The 19,655-nt window shown below is 44.3% G+C and carries 16 protein-coding genes; 8 read left to right on the forward strand and 8 right to left on the reverse strand.

Annotation, left to right across the window (positions count from 1 at the left end):
• The first annotated feature begins 543 nt into the window (after positions 1-543).
• The 3 genes from AVL57_RS10995 to AVL57_RS11010 all read left to right on the forward strand — a co-directional run bounded on the left by AVL57_RS10995 (position 544) and on the right by AVL57_RS11010 (position 3,120).
• The gene (locus tag AVL57_RS10995) at positions 544-1,200 is read left to right on the forward strand and encodes an HAD family hydrolase (protein ID WP_082604902.1); all 657 of its coding nucleotides are present in this window, start codon (positions 544-546) and stop codon (positions 1,198-1,200) included.
• Between the two features lie 14 nt (positions 1,201-1,214).
• Complete coding sequence (locus AVL57_RS11000) at positions 1,215-2,171, forward strand: sugar-binding transcriptional regulator (RefSeq protein ID WP_057791423.1); 957 nt, start codon at positions 1,215-1,217, stop codon at positions 2,169-2,171.
• A 553-nt stretch (positions 2,172-2,724) separates the two neighbouring features.
• Positions 2,725-3,120, forward strand: a complete 396-nt coding sequence (locus AVL57_RS11010) for a DUF3718 domain-containing protein (protein WP_013783794.1) — start codon at positions 2,725-2,727, stop codon at positions 3,118-3,120.
• Positions 3,121-3,254: 134 nt separating this feature from the next.
• On the opposite strand, the gene AVL57_RS11015 is transcribed toward AVL57_RS11010, so the two are convergent.
• From AVL57_RS11015 to AVL57_RS11030, 4 genes are all read right to left on the reverse strand, one after another.
• Positions 3,255-4,181, reverse strand: coding sequence for an alpha/beta fold hydrolase (locus AVL57_RS11015; protein WP_057791418.1), 927 nt, complete (start codon positions 4,179-4,181; stop codon positions 3,255-3,257).
• 71 nt (positions 4,182-4,252) lie between these two features.
• Positions 4,253-6,052, reverse strand: coding sequence for an acyl-CoA dehydrogenase C-terminal domain-containing protein (locus AVL57_RS11020; RefSeq protein WP_057791416.1), 1,800 nt, complete (start codon positions 6,050-6,052; stop codon positions 4,253-4,255).
• Positions 6,053-6,061: 9 nt separating this feature from the next.
• Positions 6,062-7,243 carry an acetyl-CoA C-acyltransferase gene (locus tag AVL57_RS11025; protein WP_057791414.1) on the reverse strand — a complete coding sequence of 394 codons (1,182 nt, stop codon included), beginning with the start codon at positions 7,241-7,243 and terminating at the stop codon, positions 6,062-6,064.
• A 10-nt stretch (positions 7,244-7,253) separates the two neighbouring features.
• On the reverse strand, positions 7,254-9,374 hold the full coding sequence (locus AVL57_RS11030) for a 3-hydroxyacyl-CoA dehydrogenase NAD-binding domain-containing protein (protein WP_057791412.1): 2,121 nt from the start codon (positions 9,372-9,374) through the stop codon (positions 7,254-7,256).
• Positions 9,375-9,619: 245 nt separating this feature from the next.
• On the opposite strand from AVL57_RS11030, the gene AVL57_RS11035 reads away from it, so the two are divergent.
• The 4 genes from AVL57_RS11035 (at position 9,620) to AVL57_RS11050 (ending at position 12,445) form a co-directional block, all read left to right on the forward strand.
• On the forward strand, positions 9,620-10,534 hold the full coding sequence (locus AVL57_RS11035; RefSeq protein WP_057791410.1) for a haloalkane dehalogenase: 915 nt from the start codon (positions 9,620-9,622) through the stop codon (positions 10,532-10,534).
• Positions 10,535-10,543: 9 nt separating this feature from the next.
• Positions 10,544-11,308, forward strand: a complete 765-nt coding sequence (locus AVL57_RS11040; protein WP_057791408.1) for an SDR family NAD(P)-dependent oxidoreductase — start codon at positions 10,544-10,546, stop codon at positions 11,306-11,308.
• A gap of 211 nt (positions 11,309-11,519) precedes the next feature.
• Positions 11,520-11,825, forward strand: a complete 306-nt coding sequence (locus AVL57_RS11045) for a hypothetical protein (RefSeq protein ID WP_057791406.1) — start codon at positions 11,520-11,522, stop codon at positions 11,823-11,825.
• 272 nt (positions 11,826-12,097) lie between these two features.
• On the forward strand, positions 12,098-12,445 hold the full coding sequence (locus AVL57_RS11050) for a VOC family protein (RefSeq protein WP_057791405.1): 348 nt from the start codon (positions 12,098-12,100) through the stop codon (positions 12,443-12,445).
• 127 nt (positions 12,446-12,572) lie between these two features.
• Here AVL57_RS11050 and AVL57_RS11055 read toward each other — a convergent pair whose 3' ends face one another.
• From AVL57_RS11055 to AVL57_RS11070, 4 genes are all read right to left on the reverse strand, one after another.
• Entirely contained in the window at positions 12,573-13,547 is a 975-nt protein-coding gene (locus tag AVL57_RS11055) for an NADPH:quinone oxidoreductase family protein (RefSeq protein ID WP_057791402.1), read from the reverse strand.
• 185 nt (positions 13,548-13,732) lie between these two features.
• Positions 13,733-14,773, reverse strand: coding sequence for a phosphotransferase family protein (locus AVL57_RS11060; RefSeq protein WP_057791400.1), 1,041 nt, complete (start codon positions 14,771-14,773; stop codon positions 13,733-13,735).
• A gap of 9 nt (positions 14,774-14,782) precedes the next feature.
• Positions 14,783-15,997, reverse strand: a complete 1,215-nt coding sequence (locus AVL57_RS11065; protein WP_057791398.1) for an acyl-CoA dehydrogenase family protein — start codon at positions 15,995-15,997, stop codon at positions 14,783-14,785.
• A gap of 28 nt (positions 15,998-16,025) precedes the next feature.
• Complete coding sequence (locus tag AVL57_RS11070) at positions 16,026-16,700, reverse strand: histidine phosphatase family protein (protein ID WP_057791396.1); 675 nt, start codon at positions 16,698-16,700, stop codon at positions 16,026-16,028.
• A gap of 328 nt (positions 16,701-17,028) precedes the next feature.
• Here AVL57_RS11070 and AVL57_RS11075 point away from each other — a divergent pair, with 328 nt between their 5' ends.
• Positions 17,029-19,578, forward strand: a complete 2,550-nt coding sequence (locus tag AVL57_RS11075; RefSeq protein ID WP_057796093.1) for a TonB-dependent receptor — start codon at positions 17,029-17,031, stop codon at positions 19,576-19,578.
• Positions 19,579-19,655 lie beyond the last annotated feature (77 nt).

Here is a 19,655-nt window from a genome sequence, read left to right on the forward strand (position 1 = left end):
TAACCGTTAACCCAAATGAGCATTTGCCACAGACGTGAGTGATTTCTCACGGGGCAATACTTACATATCGATGTTTAAATGTAAACGGAATTAACAAGCCTAACGTTATAATTCGGTTAACAAGTTAATTTTTATCCAATAAATGTTATTACTTGTAGGTTCATTTTTGTTTGAATTTAACTGTTATTACTATGCCTATAGGGGCTTGTTGACTTAAAAACTCGGTAAGGGCACGATATGTTATGCGTAAGTAAAATAAGTATTTTGAAGTGATACGGCCTGGCAGCCTGATTAATACTCTTTCCTCATTTACCTCAGTGGAAGTATCCTACTGACAAAAATGGTGAGAAATGATGAAAAATAACCTGAAAAGGCGTTGTTTCCCCCAGTTGTAACGTGTTGCCCCAAAGGGCTTTCCCTTCATTTTACTCATAGAGCTAAATAGCTTAATTAGGTAAACTTGAATTGGTTTATTCTCGGGCTTGTACGTAAAAATGCTTCTTAGTGGAGTACATGCGTATCTGGAATGCATTAAGGAATTACATGACAATTGAAAGCAGCCTTGTCATTTTCGACTGTGATGGCGTGTTAATTGATAGTGAAATGTTGTCGATGCAAAGCTGGCAGCGCTTACTTGAGACTTATGGAGTGTCGATTAACGCGGAATATTTTATCAGCAAATTTCTTGGCAAAAGTATGCAACATGTTGAACAACAAATTCATCATGATTTTGGCCTGACTGTCACCACTCAAATTAAAGATGATTTTCATATTTTGCTGAAGCGAAGCTTTGCTAAAAATTTGATGCCTACTCTGGGCATTGAAAGCCTACTATCTAGGCTAACGGTTCCCTATTGTCTTGCTACTAGCAGTTCGCCCGAGCGCACAGAGTACGCCTTATCTTGTACTGGTTTAAGCCAGTATTTCACTGGCAATATATTTACACGCTCTTTAGTAAAAAATGGGAAGCCAGCCCCCGACCTTTTTTTATACGCGGCTGAAAAAATGGGTGTTGCGCCTAAACATTGTATTGTTATTGAAGACTCCCCTGCGGGCATTGAGGCTGGTATTGCCGCAAACATGCAGGTTATTCATTACACGGGGGGAAGTCATTTAAAGGATATGCCAACAAACCACACGACAACCATTTCACATTGGGATAACTTTATACAAGCCTACCCTATGTTGGTATCTGATTGATGGAACAAGAATAAATGAGTAAAAAACAACAACTAGAAAATCAACGTCTTGACGAAGCCGCTCGTGCTGGCTGGCTTTATTATGTAGGCGGTAAGACACAAGACGAAATTGCGAAACGTTTAAATACTTCTCGACAAAGTGCCCAGCGCTTAGTGGCGCTGGCCATGTCTGAAGGGCTCGTGAAGGTGCGACTCGAGCACCCTATTGCCCGTTGCATGGAGTTAGCTGAAACTATTCAACATCGCTTCGGTTTGCAATTTTGTGAAGTCGTGCCCTCTGTGGTTGGCGACGAAAACTCTACCTTAGGCTTGGGGCAAGCAGGAGCCAGTGCCATAGAGCGCTCGCTTAAATCTGACTCACCACAAACTATTGCATTTGGTACTGGCCGCGTTTTACGCGCGTGTGCTGACGAACTAGCATTAATGAACTGCCCGCAGCACAAAATTGTGTCTTTGGTAGGGAATATTGCCAACAATGGTGAAGCCACCCGCTATGATGTTGCAGTACACATTGCCGATAGAGTAAAGGCCCAACATTACCCCATGCCATTGCCTGTTATTGCGGGTTCTGAAATTGAACGCGAGCAACTGCATCAACAAGCTCACATTGCGCGAATTCACAAACTGGCTCGACAAGCAGACATTACTTTTGTAGGCATTGGTAATTTAGGCAACACATCGCCACTGCATGTTGATGGCTTCATTAACGATAACGAAACGCAAAGCTTGTCGTCTATGGGGGCCACTGGAGAGGTCATCGGATGGGTTTACAATCGTGAAGGCGCTATTGTGGATTGCGAAGTAAATCGAAGAGTAACCAGTAGCAAATTAACCCTAGCGTCTGATAAGCCAGTTGTGGGTATTGCGGCAGGTATGAATAAGAAAGACGCTATATTAGGCGCGTTGCGATCTAAACTTATCAATTCACTCATTACCAATGAAACCACTGCCCAAGCTCTACTCAATAGCTAACGGGCTTTTTTCGTAGGCCGTATTTTTTAGAGAGTTTTTTTCTTAGAGCGTAGATGGGTAATCGTATTGGTTATTTATCTACGCCTATTAATAATGTAATTAAATGCTGCAGTTCAACACTACCAATTGATTGTGCTAATCAATAATGCCATTTAATCGCTCCACCACGCCCACTATTCTTAATAGAAACAGATTTCCTTAAAACGCTGCTTTTATCCAACGAAATTCAAATAAAGCGTAAAAAATTAGCGATTCTGAGCTGGATAGGTGAGCAAAATCCATGTCCATTTACCTTTTCAAATTTATTTTTCGCTTTTTTCACCGATAAATTGACGTAGGTTTGCCGTTTCAATTTTTTATTATACTTTAGTTGGCACCTTATAAATAAAGGGCTAGAACCTAGCAACAGCTCTACAACTTTCGTATAAGGTATACTTTGGGATACCTTGTTATTTGCTTGCATGTTTTCTGACCTGCCCATTTGGTTTTTAATTATTCCCGAACCGAACAGACAAACTTTAAATTAAACATTAAATACGAAAGGAAATTAACCATGTTGAAAATTGTTAAAACTTCTTTAGTTATCGCAGCATCTACTCTAGCTTTCTCTAACGCAGCACAAGCCGATGTAAACGAAGCGCTAGCCAACATTTGTACTATCGTTCAAGCAGACGATAAAGGCGAACTACGTAAAAAGATGCGTCGTGTACAATCAGATTTCAAATTAAAATTGCATGATTACTACTCAGGTATTTCGTGTAACGGCAACAGCCTAATCCGTACTGCTATCGTAAACAACGCGGTAGATGTAGGTACACTTTTGGTTAAGAAAATGCCAAGCCGTGAACTACAAAACCCAGAAGCAGACGGTAAAACACTTCAAGCGTGGATTGCTGAGCAAGGTCTTCAATCAAGCCCTATCTCTAGCGAACTTAACGAACGTATCTAGTTTTTAAGATACTTCGCACCATGTAAAGATACAGCAGTTCAACATGGTAACGGCAGGATGCCGTGCTTGTGGCCCCGAAAGGGGCCACGCCCCTTTTCCAACATCGCTTTTCTCACACTTCTTTTTAAAAAATTCTACGTTACAAAATCAGTTATTTCTTTTGCAGCCCAACTCGCCTGTTCTCTATGAACCCAATGTGTTGCCGTATCGTGATACACAATTCGTAGGTCGTGAACGTACGCTGTTAAACCATTCAAGATACCTTCATCAAACGCATCATCTAAACGCCCCCATAATACCAATGTAGGTAAAGTGACGCGTAGAACCGGTACACGTAAGCGTGACAATTCTGTTTCAGGTGCGTGCTCATCGGGTGCCATTTGTGGCATTTCTCGGTAATAGTTCAGCATGGCTGACAATGTTGGAGTATTGCGCCAACTACGAAGTAGTCTTTGCCCGTAGCTATCTGGGCTAGCTTTATGATCTTTATTTTTGGGCATGGCGCCGTCAAACATAGCAGAGCCTAGCATCCCCTTAAGCAACGCAAAATCGGTTTGCTGTAAGACTACCTCTGCATCGTCTGCTACTAACGCTTTTATGTATTCACTTTTCTTACGTTGTGCGCTACTTGTTTTAAGCGCTTGGGTAAAGGTACTTGGGTGCGCTGCATTTAAAATCACTAGTTTATGAAACAAATCAGGTTGAAAAGCAGCTAACGGCCACGCTATCGCCCCACCCCAATCGTGACCCACTAGTATCGCTTTTCGACCTTGGCTAACTGTTTCAACAAATTCCTTCATACGAGCAACCAAGGAAGGAACTTGGTAATCGCTACTATCTGTCAATGGATCTGATTGATGGTAGCCCGGTAAATCAGGCGCAATAATATGATAATCAGCTGGCAAGACATTGATGAGCGCTTCCCATGTATGGGCATTCTCAGGGAATCCATGAAATAAGATAAGTAACGGGCTATTTGAGGTTTGCCCTTTTCTTTCTAGATAATATATACGGTGATCTTGAATAGAAATGGTGTGAGATGTTACTGCGTTTAGTGGCATACCTAGCCTTTCGCAAAACAGTAAAGATAAAAATGCCGAGCAGGTGCTCGGCACTTCATTACGTATCCTATTTACTCGATAGCAAACATGCTTTCTGGCATAGACATAAGGTTGTCTGAGCCTGAGTGCATGGCTGATACAAGTGAACGGGTGCGCGTTAGTAAGCGATCAAAATAGAAACCAGTGGTTAAGATTTTGCTCTTATAGAACTCGGTCTCAGTACTACCTGCATCAAGTTGTTCTTGTGCTTTAACAGCCATTTTCAACCAGAAGTAAGCGACTGTCACATAACCTGAGTACATTAGGTAATCTACCGACGCGGCACCAATCTCATCAGGATTAGAGGCTGCTGCTTTACCAATATCCATGGTAAGTTGCTGCCATTCATCTAAATGAGACGTTAATGCATTGGTCCACGCACTGAACTGGGCTTTACCGCGAAGCGATTCGCAATATTCACGCACTTCTTGCACAAATACATTAAGCAATTCGCCATTAGAGCCCATCACTTTGCGGCCTAATAAATCGATAGCTTGAATACCTGTAGTGCCTTCGTACATAGTACAAATACGCGTATCACGTGCTAACTGCTCCATGCCCCATTCTTTGATGAAACCATGGCCACCGTAAACTTGCATACCGTAGCTTGTGCTTTCTTGCGCTGTTTCTGTCAAGAAGGCTTTAACGATAGGTGTTAAGAAAGCAAGCTTGGTATCAGCCAGTTTCTTCTCTTGTGCATCATCACCGTAAAGGGTCACATCAACCAACTGCATGCAATAAGCTGCTAATGCACGGTTACCTTCTGCAAACGCTTTTTGCGTAAGTAGCATGCGGCGTACATCAGGGTGCACTATAATTGGATCTGCAGGGCCATCTTGGTTCTTACGACCCGTTAAAGAACGAAATTGAATACGATCTTTAGCATAACGCAATGCACCTTGGAAAGACGCTTCAGAAGCGGCTAAGCCTTCTAGGCCAGTACCGATTCGGGCAGTGTTCATAAAGGTGAACATGCAATTAAGACCACGGTTAGGCTGGCCAATCAAAAAGCCTTTCGCACCGTCAAAATTAATCACACAGGTGGCGCTAGCCTTAATACCCATTTTGTGTTCAATACTGCCGCACGCAACGCCGTTGCGATCTAGCTTTTCGCCTTCATCAGAAACGTTGAACTTAGGTACTACAAATAACGAAATACCTTTAGTGCCTTCTGGGGCACCAGGCAAACGCGCAAGCACAATATGAACGATATTTTCAGACATATCGTGCTCACCGGCTGAGATGAAAATCTTCGTTCCGGTTAAGCTATAGCTGCCATCGTCTTGCGGTTCTGCGCGACATTTAAGCATGCCCAAGTCAGAGCCACAGTGTGCTTCGGTTAAACACATGGTACCTGTCCATTCACCGCTGATAAGCTTTGGTAAATATTGGTTTTGTAGTGTTTCAGTACCGTGAGCTTTGATGGTTTCCATACACCCTTGGCTTAAGCCAGGGTACATAGCCCATGAGTGGTTAGCACCCGAGAACCATTCAGCAATAATAGATGACAATGAGTATGGCAATGCTTGACCACCAAACTCTTCAGGGTGAGACATACTTGGCCAGCCGCCTTCAACATATTGTTGATAAGCTTCTTTAAAGCCAGCAGGCGTAGTCACTTCACCGTCTACCCACTTACACCCTTCTTCGTCACCCGACATGTTGATGGGTGCTAGGCTGTTTTCAGAAAACTTAGCCGCTTCAGAGAAAATAGCTGATACTAAATCTTCTGAAGCTTCGTCAAAACCAAGCTTTTGATAATGTTCTTGATAGTTTAATAGCTCATGTGTAACAAACATGGCGTCGCGTTGTGGAGCTTTATAACCTTCCATACCAAATACCTATATAACTTCAAATAAACCAGCAGCACCCATACCGCCGCCAATACACATAGTACAAACAACGTATTTAGCACCACGTCGTTTGCCCTCGATTAATGCATGACCCACCATACGTGCGCCACTCATTCCGTAAGGGTGACCAATTGAAATTGCACCACCGTTTACGTTTAGTAATTCATCAGGAATACCCAGCTTGTCGCGGCAATAAAGCACTTGAACAGCAAAGGCTTCGTTAAGTTCCCACAAACCAATATCGTCCATGGTTAAGCCGTGTTGCTTTAACAATTTAGGAATAGCAAATACAGGGCCAATACCCATTTCATCAGGTTCACATCCAGCTACCGCAATACCACGGTAAATACCTAATGGTTGCGCTTGACCTTTAGCGGCAGATTGCTCATCCATAATGACGGTAGCACTAGCACCATCAGACAGTTGACTCGCATTACCCGCAGTAATACAACCGCCTTCAATCACAGGTTTCAGCGAACGCAAACCTTCAAGTTGAGTTTCAGGACGGTTACCTTCGTCTTTCGATAACGTCACTTCCTGCTCGCTTGTTTCACCAGTTTCTTTATTGAAAATGGCTTTAGTGGCCGTAATTGGCACAATTTCGTCGTCAAACTTGCCTGCTTCTTGGCCTGCCGCTGTGCGCATTTGGCTTTGATAAGCGTATTCATCTTGCACGTCACGGCTAATACCGTAGCGCTGTGCAACAACTTCAGCAGTTTGCAGCATAGGCATATAAATGTTCTTATGCTTTGCCACTAGTTGTGGGTCAACCGCGCGAGACATGTTCATGGCTTTGGTTTGAACCAAAGAAATAGAATCTAACCCACCCGCTACCATAATATTGGTGTCGCCAGTACGAATACTGTTTGCCGCATTGGCAATGGCATACATGCCAGAGCTACATTGTCTGTCTAACGTCATGCCAGCAACAGTCACCGGCAAATCGCCTGCTAATGCCGCTAAGCGACTTATGTTCATGCCGCCACTGCCTTGCGTTAGGGCTGCACCCATGATCACATCGTCGATACTGGCAGGATCAACACCTGCACGTTGTACCGCGTTGCGAATAGCATGACCACCTAATGTAGGGGCTGGTAAATTATTTAGTGCACCTTTATAGGCACGGCCAATAGGCGTTCTTGCGGTACTTACTATTACTGCATCGCGCATAGCGTACTCCTTAGTTTTTAAATTTTGCGAAGCTACTGCGCTCTTGCGCTAGCTTGATTAATAGGTCGCTTGGTTGTAACCACATTTTTCCGTAGTCACCCAATCTTTCAGCGTAGGTAGATAGCTTATCGACGATTTCCCCAAGGCCAACTTCATCGGCATACTGCATAGGACCGCCACGATAAACTGGGAAGCCATAACCATAAACATAGATAACATCGATATCGCTAGACTTAGCCGCGATGCCTTCTTCAAGAATGCATGCGCCTTCGTTGATTAAGGTGTATAGGCAACGTACCAGAATTTCTTCATCGCTAATGTCATTGCGCTGGGCAACCCCTAGGCGAGCAGCTTCTTGTTTAGCAATTTCTAATACTTCAGGGTCTGGAATGGGAACACGGCTGCCAGCTTCATAAAGATAAGCACCACGACCTGTTTTAAGACCGTTACGATCTTTCTCAACCAATCGGTCAGCCACTGCGCCGTAAGAAGGGTCATGTGAAATAAAGGCTTGGCGAGATTGGCGTACGTAGTAACCAATGTCTAACCCAGCCATGTCACCCATGGTAAATGGCCCCATAGGCATACCAAATTGTGTAAGCACGCGATCGACTTGCTCAGGGCTTGCGCCTTCAAGCAATAAACGGTTAGCTTCACGGCCATAAGGTTCAATCATCCGGTTGCCAACAAAACCAAAACATACGCCAACCAATACCGCTACTTTCTTAATGCGTTTGGCTAGTTTCATACAGGTTTTAATAACGTCAGCCGACGTATCTTCTGCTTTAACCACTTCAAGCAGCTTCATAACGTTGGCTGGCGAGAAGAAATGCAGACCGATAACATCTTGTGGACGTGAGGTACATGCGGCAATTTCGTTCACATCCAGGGTAGACGTGTTAGACGCTAAAATAGCCCCAGGCTTACAGACTTTATCTAAGGTAGTGAAAACGGTTTTCTTCACTTCCATTTTTTCAAATACAGCTTCAATAACAAGATCAACATCGGCTAAGTCGTCATACGTTGTGGTGCCGCTCAACAGCGCCATACGTGTTTCCACTTGCTCTTGGGTTAACTTGCCTTTTTTAGCTGAGTTTTCGTAGTTTTTACGAATAAGGGCCAAGCCTTTATCTAGCGCTTCTTGCTTAAGCTCTAGCATAGTGACTGGAATACCCGCATTCGCGAAGTTCATGGCGATACCGCCACCCATGGTGCCAGCACCAATAACCGCAACTTTCTCTATACTGCGCTCTGTCGTGCTCTTGTCGAAATCACTCACGTGACCCGCTGCTCGCTCGGCAAAGAAGAAATGTTGTTGTGCACGGGCTTGAGGGGTGTTCATGCATTCCATGAACAATTTCCCTTCGTGTTTAAGTCCATCACTAAAAGCTAATGTATAAGCACCTTTTACTGCTTCAATACATTTTAATGGTGCAAAAAATCCACGAGCTGCTTTTTTCGTTTGTGCCGAAACGGCGTCAAATACGCCCTGCACTTCTTCAGACATTGTCAGCGTAATATCACTAGTACGTTTAATACCGTTTTCAGCATTTAATGAACCAAGATACTGCTTAGTGTCTTCAAGCAGATGTTCAGGTTTATCAGAAATTTTATCGAACACACCTGAAAGCTTCACTACCGAGGTAGGTTTACCCGTAACTATCATCGTTAAAGCGGTAGCAGGATCGGCTAAGCGCGGTAAACGTTGTGTTCCACCCGCGCCTGGCAATATGCCTAAGTTAACTTCTGGAAGTCCAACTTGATTACCCGCAAAGGTAATTCTGTGATGACACGCTAATGCGACTTCTAAACCGCCACCAAACGCAGGACCAGGCAATACTGCTACTACTGGCTTGGTTGCATTTTCAATTTTGTCGAGTACTTCAGGAAGGTTCGGCGATAAATCGCCACCGGAGAATTCACTAATATCAGCGCCGCCCGAAAATAGGGCGAGAGAAGAAGTGATTACAATAGCACTAACACTGTCGTCGCTTAATGCGCTTTCAATGCCATCTATTAGACCAACTCGTACTGCACGAGAAAGTGCGTTGACTGGGGCACTTTGCATAGTGATTGTTGCTACGCCCTGTTGGACTGTGTAGCCCACTGCCTTGTTTTCCATCTCTGTCATAACGGTATCCTGTTATTCACGTTAACCGGATGTTATTGCAGTGTTGTCAATCATCCAAGTTTATTGGTGTTATAGACATTCATCACAATATTTAATATGGACAGCAACCCCTTTATTTGTGCCCGACTCCCCTTGAGCGCTTATTCGATAGGGTATAAGGAAGATTTGACAGATTACCTCACTAGTGTTTTTGTTAACTGACACAATAATTGGTTACATATAATTTACATTTGAGGTTGGCAAGTATGCAAGTCTTAAAAACCCCTGAAAGTGCATTCTCTTCTATTACCGACTTTCCCTATAGGCCGAGGTACGTAAACGTTACCGACACGGTGAGCGGCGAAATAGCCATGGCTTATTATCAGTGCGGTCCTGAAGATAGCCACACTATTCTTCTTTTGCACGGTGAGCCTTCATGGGGCTACCTATATCGCAGCATGATTCCAATATTGGCAGATGCAGGTTTTAATGTATTAGTTCCCGACCTTATCGGCTTTGGCCGTTCAGATAAGCCCACCAGGCGGGAAGATTACACTTATGCCCGTCATCTTATTTGGCTGAAAGACTGGTTTAATCAAACCATTGAAGGAAAAGTCACCCTCTTTTGTCAGGATTGGGGCGGATTACTCGGTTTAAGGCTGGTTGCTGACATGCCAGACCGCTTTGCTGGCGTCATGGCTTCTAATACCTTTTTACCTACCGGTGAGCACAAGCCCCCTGAGGCATTTTTGAACTGGCGTCGCTTCTCGCAAGATGTTCCTGTATTTCCTGTATCAGGTGTGATTAAAGGCGGAACCGTATCTACACTTTCTCAAGAAACATTAGATGCTTACGACGCCCCTTTCCCTTCTGAAGAATATAAAGAAGGGGCCAGACAATTTCCGTTATTAGTGCCTGCCACACCCGACGATCCCCAAACCCAAGCAAACCGAGATGCGTGGGAAAGGTTAAAACAATTTAATACGCCATTTATGACCGCATTCAGTGACAGCGACCCAGTAACCGCTGGCGGCGACAAGCTGATGCAGTCTTTGATACCTGGCTGCCGTGGCGTGCAGCACACCACAGTAGTGAAAGGCGGACATTTCGTACAAGAAGATAAAGGCCCTGAATTGGCCGATCTTCTAATCACTTTTATTAATGCAACTGGACAAGCTTAAGGAACCACCATGGATTCATTGTTAGATTTTAGCGACAAAGTGATATTGATCACCGGCGCGGGCAGCGGTTTTGGCCGCTTATTAGCAGAAGGCTTAGGGAGTCGAGGTGCCAAATTGGTACTATCAGATATTAATGAAGAAAATTTAGCGTCATGTCGCGCTGACGTTGCAAGCTATACTGATGTGGTAGCGAAAGCAGGCGATATTGCCAGCGAAGAATTAAACAAAGCCTTGGTAGAATTGGCAAAAGACAAGTTTGGTCGTTTAGATATCGCCATTAACAATGCGGGCATTGCCCATGTGCCTGCCCCTATGCATGAAATGACCGAAGAGATAATAGACCTTCAGTTTGCTGTGAACGTAAAAGGCGTGATGTTTGGCATGAAGTATCAATTGCCGCAAATGTTATCGCAGAAGCAAGGGCATATATTAAATGTGAGCTCCCTTGCCGGTTTAGGCGGCGCACCTAAAGGTGGCGCATATGCCGCTGCTAAACATGCGGTTGCAGGCGTGACTCGAACTGCAGCTGTTGAATATGGCCGTAAGAATGTACGTGTAAATGCAGTGTGCCCTTTTTATAGCCCTACCAACATTTTAAATGTGGATGGTTACAACACCAAAGAAGCACAAGCTCAACTTGGTATGGGAAGCCCAATGAAACGCTTGGGCGAACCTCAAGAAATTGTGAATGCCATGATCCTTATGTTGTCACCAGGTAATAGCTACATGAATGGGCAAACTGTTGCGGTAGATGGCGGCGTGACTGCATGGTAAGCACTTGGCAGATGCTTATACCTGGTTTAGATGGGCATCCAAAAGTATAAGTTTTCATACCTTAGTATGTATGGTGATGTTTTGTTTTAGTGCGACTTTAGTTGTAATGAAGGGGAACAAACAAAACCTTCGGACGAAGCGACTTGTTAGTCGCTTCTGACTTTTTACCTAACCAATCTGTGCGCTAAGAAACTAAACGCTAAGAGTACTTATGAAAATGACATTAAGACACTTCATTACTATGAGCAGCATTGTAGTTGGTTTAGGCCTATCTTCGAACGGTTTAGCTAACGAGTTATCAACGCAATACGCAACGTCTTCTTCAGCACAAACATCTGGGTTTCAACTTGCAAACCCTACGCAGAATTCACCCGTTACCGTTAAGAAAGTACGAAGCCAATCTTCTTCTTTTGCGCTTAAACGTTTGATTTCTGTTTCAACACAAAAGCCATCTGCGTCTAACGCTACGCGCTTACTTCATACTGCATTACCACAAGGCATAGTTGTAGCCCAGTAATTGCCAGTCAATGCTCGTAAGCCCATAATTATTAGCATGCCGGTAAGCAATCGCCGCTCTGCTTCTAACTTGACCAACCTGCTTTTGCCCCCAGATTATTCAAGCCAATTAGCATGTGCTTCTTATAGGCAATAGCTAAATACATTGCTGATATAAACGCCGTTTCTTATCTACACTTATCTGTATTTATCTACATTTGGCCGCCTATAATCACCCTCATTAGTATGCCACAATACGGCTAAAAGTCAGTTAGACATTGGTTGGAGAAACGCATGGACGTTGACCATATTAAAGTATTTATTCCCAGTAAAGATTACGAAGTATCGAAAAGGTTTTACAGACAAATCGGCTTTAAAGGTGAATTTGTTTCCGATGAATTAACCCTATTTGAAAATGGCGATTGCCAATTCTTTTTACAGGATTTCTATCAGGAAGATTTAGCAAAAAACTTCATGCTGCAGATTTGTGTGCAGGATATTGAAGCGGCACATTCATTATGTGAAAAAGCCACCAATAAACTCAAGATATCAGACGTTTCAATGGAAGCATGGGGAAAGGTATTTTATCTTTGGGGCCCTAGCGGCGAACTATTGCATATCACTGAGCTTCGTAAATTTTAGGCAATAAAAAAGCATGGCACGTAATGGAAGCTCTATCCAATCGTAGGCCATGCCTTTTTGTTTTATTAATTAGTGCCTTTCAGGCTTCGCTTTTAAACGCCTCTGGTTTAAAACTAATTTTAAAACCCTACGGCGTAATAACCATTTTGCCTTTTACTTCGCGGTTCATCACTTTAGCCATGGCTTCGGTAGCACGCTCCAAGGGTAAGGCTTCATCTACCACGACTTTCACTTTACCTTGCACATACCAAGTTAAAAGCTCTTGCATGTTAGCAGCAAAGCCTTTCGGATCGTGCTGCGTGAATGAACCCCAGAATACACCCACTACCGAATAGCCTTTCACTAACGATAAGTTCACAGGGAATTGAGGGATTTCACCACCCGCAAAACCGACTACGAGCAAACGCCCTTCCCACGCCATACTGCGGCTACAGGCGTGAAACGTATCGCCACCAACACATTCGTAAACCACATCAGCGCCTTTGCCGTCTGTGGCTTCTTTAATGGCATCTTTTAGGTTCTTTTCTTTGTAGTTAATAAGTATATCTGCGCCATGCTCTTTGGCTAGCGCAAGCTTTTCTTTGGTAGAACAAACGGCGATTACCGTTGCCCCCATTTCTTTACCTATTTGCACTGCCGCTAAGCCAGTACCACCAGCCGCGCCTGTTACCACAAGGGTTTCACCCGGTTGAATTTTGGCTCGCTGTTTTAAAGCATGGTGGGCAGTAGCATGCGCAGTCACTAGTGCTGCACCTTCTTTTACATCGATAGGATCGGGTAATGGCATAACATGAGTAGCAGGCACCAACACTTTCTCGGCAAAGCCACCTAGATTAGACAATGCAATAACGCGCTGCCCTACACTGATATGTTTTACGCCTTCTCCCACTTCGACGACCACACCAGCCACTTCATTTCCTGGCACGAATGGGCATGGCGGTTTCATTTGATATAAACCTTGTACCAGTAACCCATCAGGGAAATTTACACCAGCCGCTTCTACATTCACGACTACGTGACCTGGCTTAATTACTGGGTCGTCGATTTCTTTGCATTTTAAATCGTCTATTGGTCCAAATGCTTCACATACAATCGCTTTCATAGCCACTCCTTATCATTCGTTTCTTTGCTTACCGCTCGTTTATTAACGGGCGACAAGTTGTTCATTAGCGCCTAAGTAATCCAACTCGCGCCTTTCTATTAGCACCGCGAGTGAGCACAATCACCATCCGTATGACGTTTAAGCGCATTTCAAAGCAAATAAGGTCTACAACCGTATTCGGTCGTCTACCCGTTTTGATGAATTGTTTTATTCGCAATTTGTGCCAGAGGACGCACCATAGCGCCTAATTGCATCGCCTTGTCACTTGATGCATTCCCATCATGAGCCCGTTTTACAACCCCTTGCAGGATGGCTGCTAAACGGAAAAAACTAAACGCGAGGTAAAACGTCCAGTTTTCTATTTTGTCGATGCCCCGTCGTTTGCAATAAGCATCTACGTATTCTTCTTCACTAGGAATTCCTAATGCGTCCCTGTCTAACCCGCCTAAACCGGAAGCGTGGGCAATGTCACTCGGTAAACGCAATTGCATGCATTGATACGCTAAATCAGCATACGGATGCCCTAAGGTAGACAGTTCCCAATCAAGTACCGCAATTACTTTAGGTGCATCAAGGTTAGACATATCAAACATCATATTATCTAACCTAAAATCACCGTGAACTAAGGCTATCTGCCCATCGTCTTCAGGCAAATTTTCTTCTAAATAGGTAATCAATTGTTCGATGTCTTCAATGTGTTCTAGCTCAGACGCACGGTATTGTTGAGTCCAGCGGCTTAACTGACGTGAAAAGTAACTCCCGGGTTTGCCGTAACTCGTTAACCCAGCGGCTTCAATATCAACACTGTGCATTACTGCCAACACGCGGTTCATTTCATCGTACATGGCACCACGGGTTTTTGGGCTATCGACTTCCGGTAAGGCGCTGTTCCAATAAATGGTACCTTCGACGTAGGCCATAATGTAAAACATACTGCCAATGATGTCGGCATCTTCACACAGGTGATAAACCTTAGGCACAGGTACTTCTGTATTACTGAGTGCATTAATCACGCGGTACTCGCGATCAACCGCATGGGCAGACTTAAGCAGTTTCCCCGGCGGTTGGCGACGCAGCACATAAACGCCAGAATCAGCATTTAATTTAAACGTAGGGTTAGATTGCCCACCAGAGAATTTCTCTGCCGACAATACCGTGCCTATTTCTGGGCACGCCTTATTTAAGTAGCGATTTAACGTGTCTATCTCTAGCGTGTGCGTAGCCACAGATACTCCTTAAGCGTTCTTTTCGGCAATAAGATTGCGACCCAATTGCATCATGTGCACTTGATCTGGGCCATCTGCTAAACGAATGGTTCTGGCATACGCGTACATGGCTGACAAGGCGTAGTCTTGACTTGTACCCGCAGCACCGTGCATTTGAATAGCTTCATCAATAACCTTACACGCCATTTTAGGTGCAACAATTTTTATAGCGGCAATAATATCGCGAGAGACTTTATTGCCGTATCTGTCCATTTTATCGGCGGCTTTAAGTGTTAATAAGCGAGCTTGCTCAATGTCACAGTGCATTTGCGCAATACTTTCTCGCACTGATTGCTGTTTGCTAAGTGGCTTACCAAACGCTTCACGCTGTTCTACTCGCTCGCAGGCTAAATCTAGGGCGCGCTGCGCACAGCCTATTAGACGCATGCAGTGATGAATACGACCTGGCCCTAAGCGACCTTGTGCAATTTCAAAACCTCGGCCTTCACCCAGTAATAAATTACTTACCGGAACGCGCACGTTTTCGAACAATACTTCCGCATGCCCTACTGGTTCATCAAAATAGCCCATTGCAGCCATCGGGCGCACAACAGTGACTCCCTTAGTATCCATTGGCACTAAAATTTGCGACTGTTGTTGATGGCGAGCAGCTTCAAAGTCGGTTTTGCCCATGACCACCATGATTTTGCAATTTTCGTTCATTGCACCACTGGTGTACCATTTGCGCCCGTTGATTACGTATTCGTCGCCTTCACGGGTAATTGAGGTTTCAATGTTAGTCGCATCACTTGAAGCAACTGCTGGCTCGGTCATGGCAAATGCCGAACGAATTTCGCCATTAAGCAGCGGCTCTAGCCATTGTTTTTTCTGCTCTTCATTTCCGTACTTTGCCAATACTTCCATGTTGCCTGTATCTGGCGCGCTACAATTGAAAATTTCTGAGCTAAACAACACGCGCCCCATCTCTTCACACAAAGGGGCGTACTCAGCATTTGATAACCCAGCGCCATAAGGTTTGTATTCCTCTGGCAAGAATAGATTCCAAAGGCCCGCGTCTTTAGCGCGTTGTTTGAGGGTTTGCATCATATCGGGGGTTTGCCAACGGTTTTCACCATTTTCTACCGCGTGAACATAATCCTTTTCAATTGGATACACTTCTTCTTGCATGAAGGCTCTTAATTTCGTTAAAAGCGTTTGTGTTCTTTCATTATATTCAAAGTTCATAACTGTCCTTATCCGCTGATAGCGCTGTTTAGCTGTATGTCACAGCGTGTAATCTATCCACAACATCTAAATGTGGTACGCTGTTGAAATTATTCAAATGCACGCCGCGAGTATTCGCGAAGCACTGAGAAAAACTCGCATTTCTAATCTGCAAATTCATGTTAATAACCGTTGGGGCGTCGTATCCGAGTATGTGTTTTAGCATCATGGCAATAGCACCACCTGAACTCACCACTAGCACTCGCTTAGCCTCTGTGCTTTGAAGCGCGCTTAGCATGGTGGCAACCCTGTCTTCGAAGCCTGCCCAACTTTCATCCAATAGGTTATGGTCCAATTCATTGGCTGCCCATGCCAGCATGGCTTTTTTAAGCAAGCGATAATATTCAGCGCGAGACGCACCTTCGGGGACCTTTTGATCTGGGTATCGGGTTAAAAATGCCGTTGCCACAGCTTGGAAATTAAATTCGTTCAGTTCACTGTTGATATTTGCTTGGGGTAAAGAACCTGCCCCCTTTGCAATACCTTCGGCAGTCTCTCTGTGGCGCACCATGTCACCCATAAAAACACTATCGAAAGTAATATCGCGCTGCTTGAAATAATGCCCAAGCCACTTGGACTGTTGTGCACCTAAGTCGCTGAGCTTGTCGTAGTTTGCTGCGCCAAAAGATGCTTGCCCGTGGCGTACTAGGTAGATGTCAGTCATACTACTCTCTGATGTTATCAACATGTTAACCATGGTAAGAAAAGTAGCACCATAAGTTTAATTGATATTTTGAATGGGAATACATCATGTTAGGCTATGGGGAAATCAGGCGAGTACACACGCTCTAATGTCGTTAAAACGGGTCGTTAAAACGGTTCGTTTTCGGATTATTTCTACCATTGTTATAACGACATAAAATTACTGCAACACTAGGTTGTTACGTTCTTTTTTGCATAATGATGCAAAGCGTAAAATTACTGCTAAGGTTCTAGCTGTAGTCAAACGACGCTATTCGTTTGAAATGGGTTAGATGTTAGGTAAAAAAAAAATGAAAAAATTGCTGCCCAAGCACACACTTGTCGCACTAGGTGTCTCACTAAGTATTGCGGCGAGTTGCACATCTTCACTTGCTTACAGCCAAGATAGCGCCTTAGAGCACATTACTGTTCAGGCACAAAAAACGGCACAAAATTTACAGGAAGTCCCTGTTGCGGTGACCGCCCTTTCCGGCGACGATTTAATTGAAACCGTAGTGAAAGACGTTTTTGATTTACAAAACTATGTACCGGCTTTTGGTGCTTTTCAAAATCAAAGCGTGACTAATTCAGGGTTTTCTATTCGCGGTATTGGCACATCATCACAAAACTTCGGTTTCGAATCTTCTGTGGGTTTATATGTGGATGGGGTTTATCGTTCACGGCAAAATGCCCTTATCAACGACTTAGTCGATATTGCCGCTATTGAAGTATTGCGCGGCCCCCAAGGCACTTTGTTTGGTAAAAATACTGCTGCGGGTGCAATGACACTTACCTCTGTGGCGCCAAGTCATACTGATACCGATGGGTTTGTAGAAGTACTGGCGGGCAATGATTCATTATTGAGAGTAAGCGCTGGCGCTTCGTTCTCGTTGATTGATGATGTATTAGCCATGCGAATTTCAGGCTTTAAAACCGATGGAGATGGCTACATTACCGATGCCACTTCTGGGCAAAGTTTAAATAATAAAAATCGCTCGGCGGTAAAGGCCCAGTGGCTTTATACACCAACAGAGAACGTAAGCGTTCGTATTATTGCCGATTACGGTGAGTTAAATGAACGCTGTTGCGGTGCACTTACTTGGCAAAATAATTTTCAGGCAAATGAAATCTCTGGCAAGTTTGGCACTGATGCGGTGCTTTCTCAGCCCCCCTTTAACGCCACGATTTACAGTACGAAAGATTTCTACGACTTCACCACGTCGTTGTCTCAACCACCTCTTTCAAAAATGGAAGATAAAGGTGTATCGGCTCAAATTGATGTGGCCCTTAATGCACAATGGTCTTTAGTGGGTATTACGGCTTATCGTGCTTTTGACAGCATAGATATTGTAGATACTGATTTTTCAGATGCAGATCTGTTAACCGCCACTAACGATGCAAAACAACAATCTTTCTCTCAAGAATTAAGACTGCATTATAAAAGCGACAAAATTCGTGGTCTTGTGGGTGCATATTATTTCAGCCAAAATTTAGATTTAACCTTTAACACCACGACACAGTCGGAATTCGATAGCTTCTTTAGCATTGCAGGTGCCCAATTACTTCCCTTGGCAAATGCGATTGATGGGCTCAGCGCAGCTACAGGCGGGCTAATCGCCCCTTCTGGTGTGGCAGCACCAAGCAATACTGTATTTATGCATACAGCAAATCAAGAACAAGATAGCATTGCTCTTTTTGCCCAAGCTGACTGGTTACTTTCTGATTCACTTACCTTAACAACTGGCCTGCGTTTTACCGATGAAAAGAAGTCGATAGATGGGAGGTATACCGAGCAAGGCCCTGGCATTGATGGCTTAAACGGCGACCCCGAAAGTAGACCGAATATAGGTGCTGCGGTGACAGCGTTGAATGATATTGGCGCAGCGCTTATTACGGGTACTGCAATTAGTCCAACGTCACTAAATGACCTAGCCCCTTTTCAGCAACCAGGATGGGGGTATTTCTTCTTGGGATCATCCGCGGTGCTCCCTCGCCCTGACTTAAACGAAGAAATAGATGATAGCCAGTTAACGGGCACAGTAAAGCTTGCTTATCAGCCAAATAAAAACCAGCTAATTTATGCCAGCTTGGCCACAGGTTATAAGGCAGGCGGTACTAATACCGATCGTATTTTACCGTCTTTGGATGCCACTTTTGAAGCCGAAAAGGCCCGCAGTGCAGAAATAGGCTTAAAACAGGATTGGCCTGAATATGGTGTGCGGGTAAATGTAGCGGCACATTATTCAACTATTAAAGATTTTCAAGCTACCACTTTTACTGGCACGGGGTTTAACCTACAAAACGCAGGCGACATTCATGTTAAAGGACTGGAGCTTGAAACTACTTGGTTGATAAGCGCAAATACAGAACTTCAGCTTAATGCTTCACGTACGTTAGCCAATTTTGATACTTTCAAACAGGGTACATGTTGGGTGGCCTATTCATGGCATACAGGTATTGACGATCCGGGCAGAGCGTCACCTACCGACCCATATTGCGCACGAGACGGTGACAGAGTGGGTTTCGAACCTCAAAACAGCTTTTCAGTTCTGCTAAACCATCATTTTTCAGTGGCGAGTTACGACACCACGATAAGCGCAGACTATCAATATACGGGCGATGTATATTTGGATGATTCGAACGACCCGTATAAACAGTCTGGTTCATACGAGATTATTAACGCTCGACTCGCACTTCATCTTGATGAGTGGGACAGCGAAGTCATTGTATGGGCTCGAAATCTTTTAGATGAAGAATATATCGCCCGAAGCGGTTTTGATGTGCCAGTGCAAGAAGGAAAAATTATGGCTTACGCTGGCGCACCTCGCACCTTTGGAGTGTCGGTAAGGAAGCGCTTCTAACGTTAGCCTTTACTAAGTTAAAGCGTTTCGAACATTAAAAAAGCCCCATGTACTCTTTCACTTTGGGGCTGCCGATT

It is taken from the genome of Alteromonas stellipolaris (assembly GCF_001562115.1).
GTDB lineage: Bacteria > Pseudomonadota > Gammaproteobacteria > Enterobacterales > Alteromonadaceae > Alteromonas > Alteromonas stellipolaris.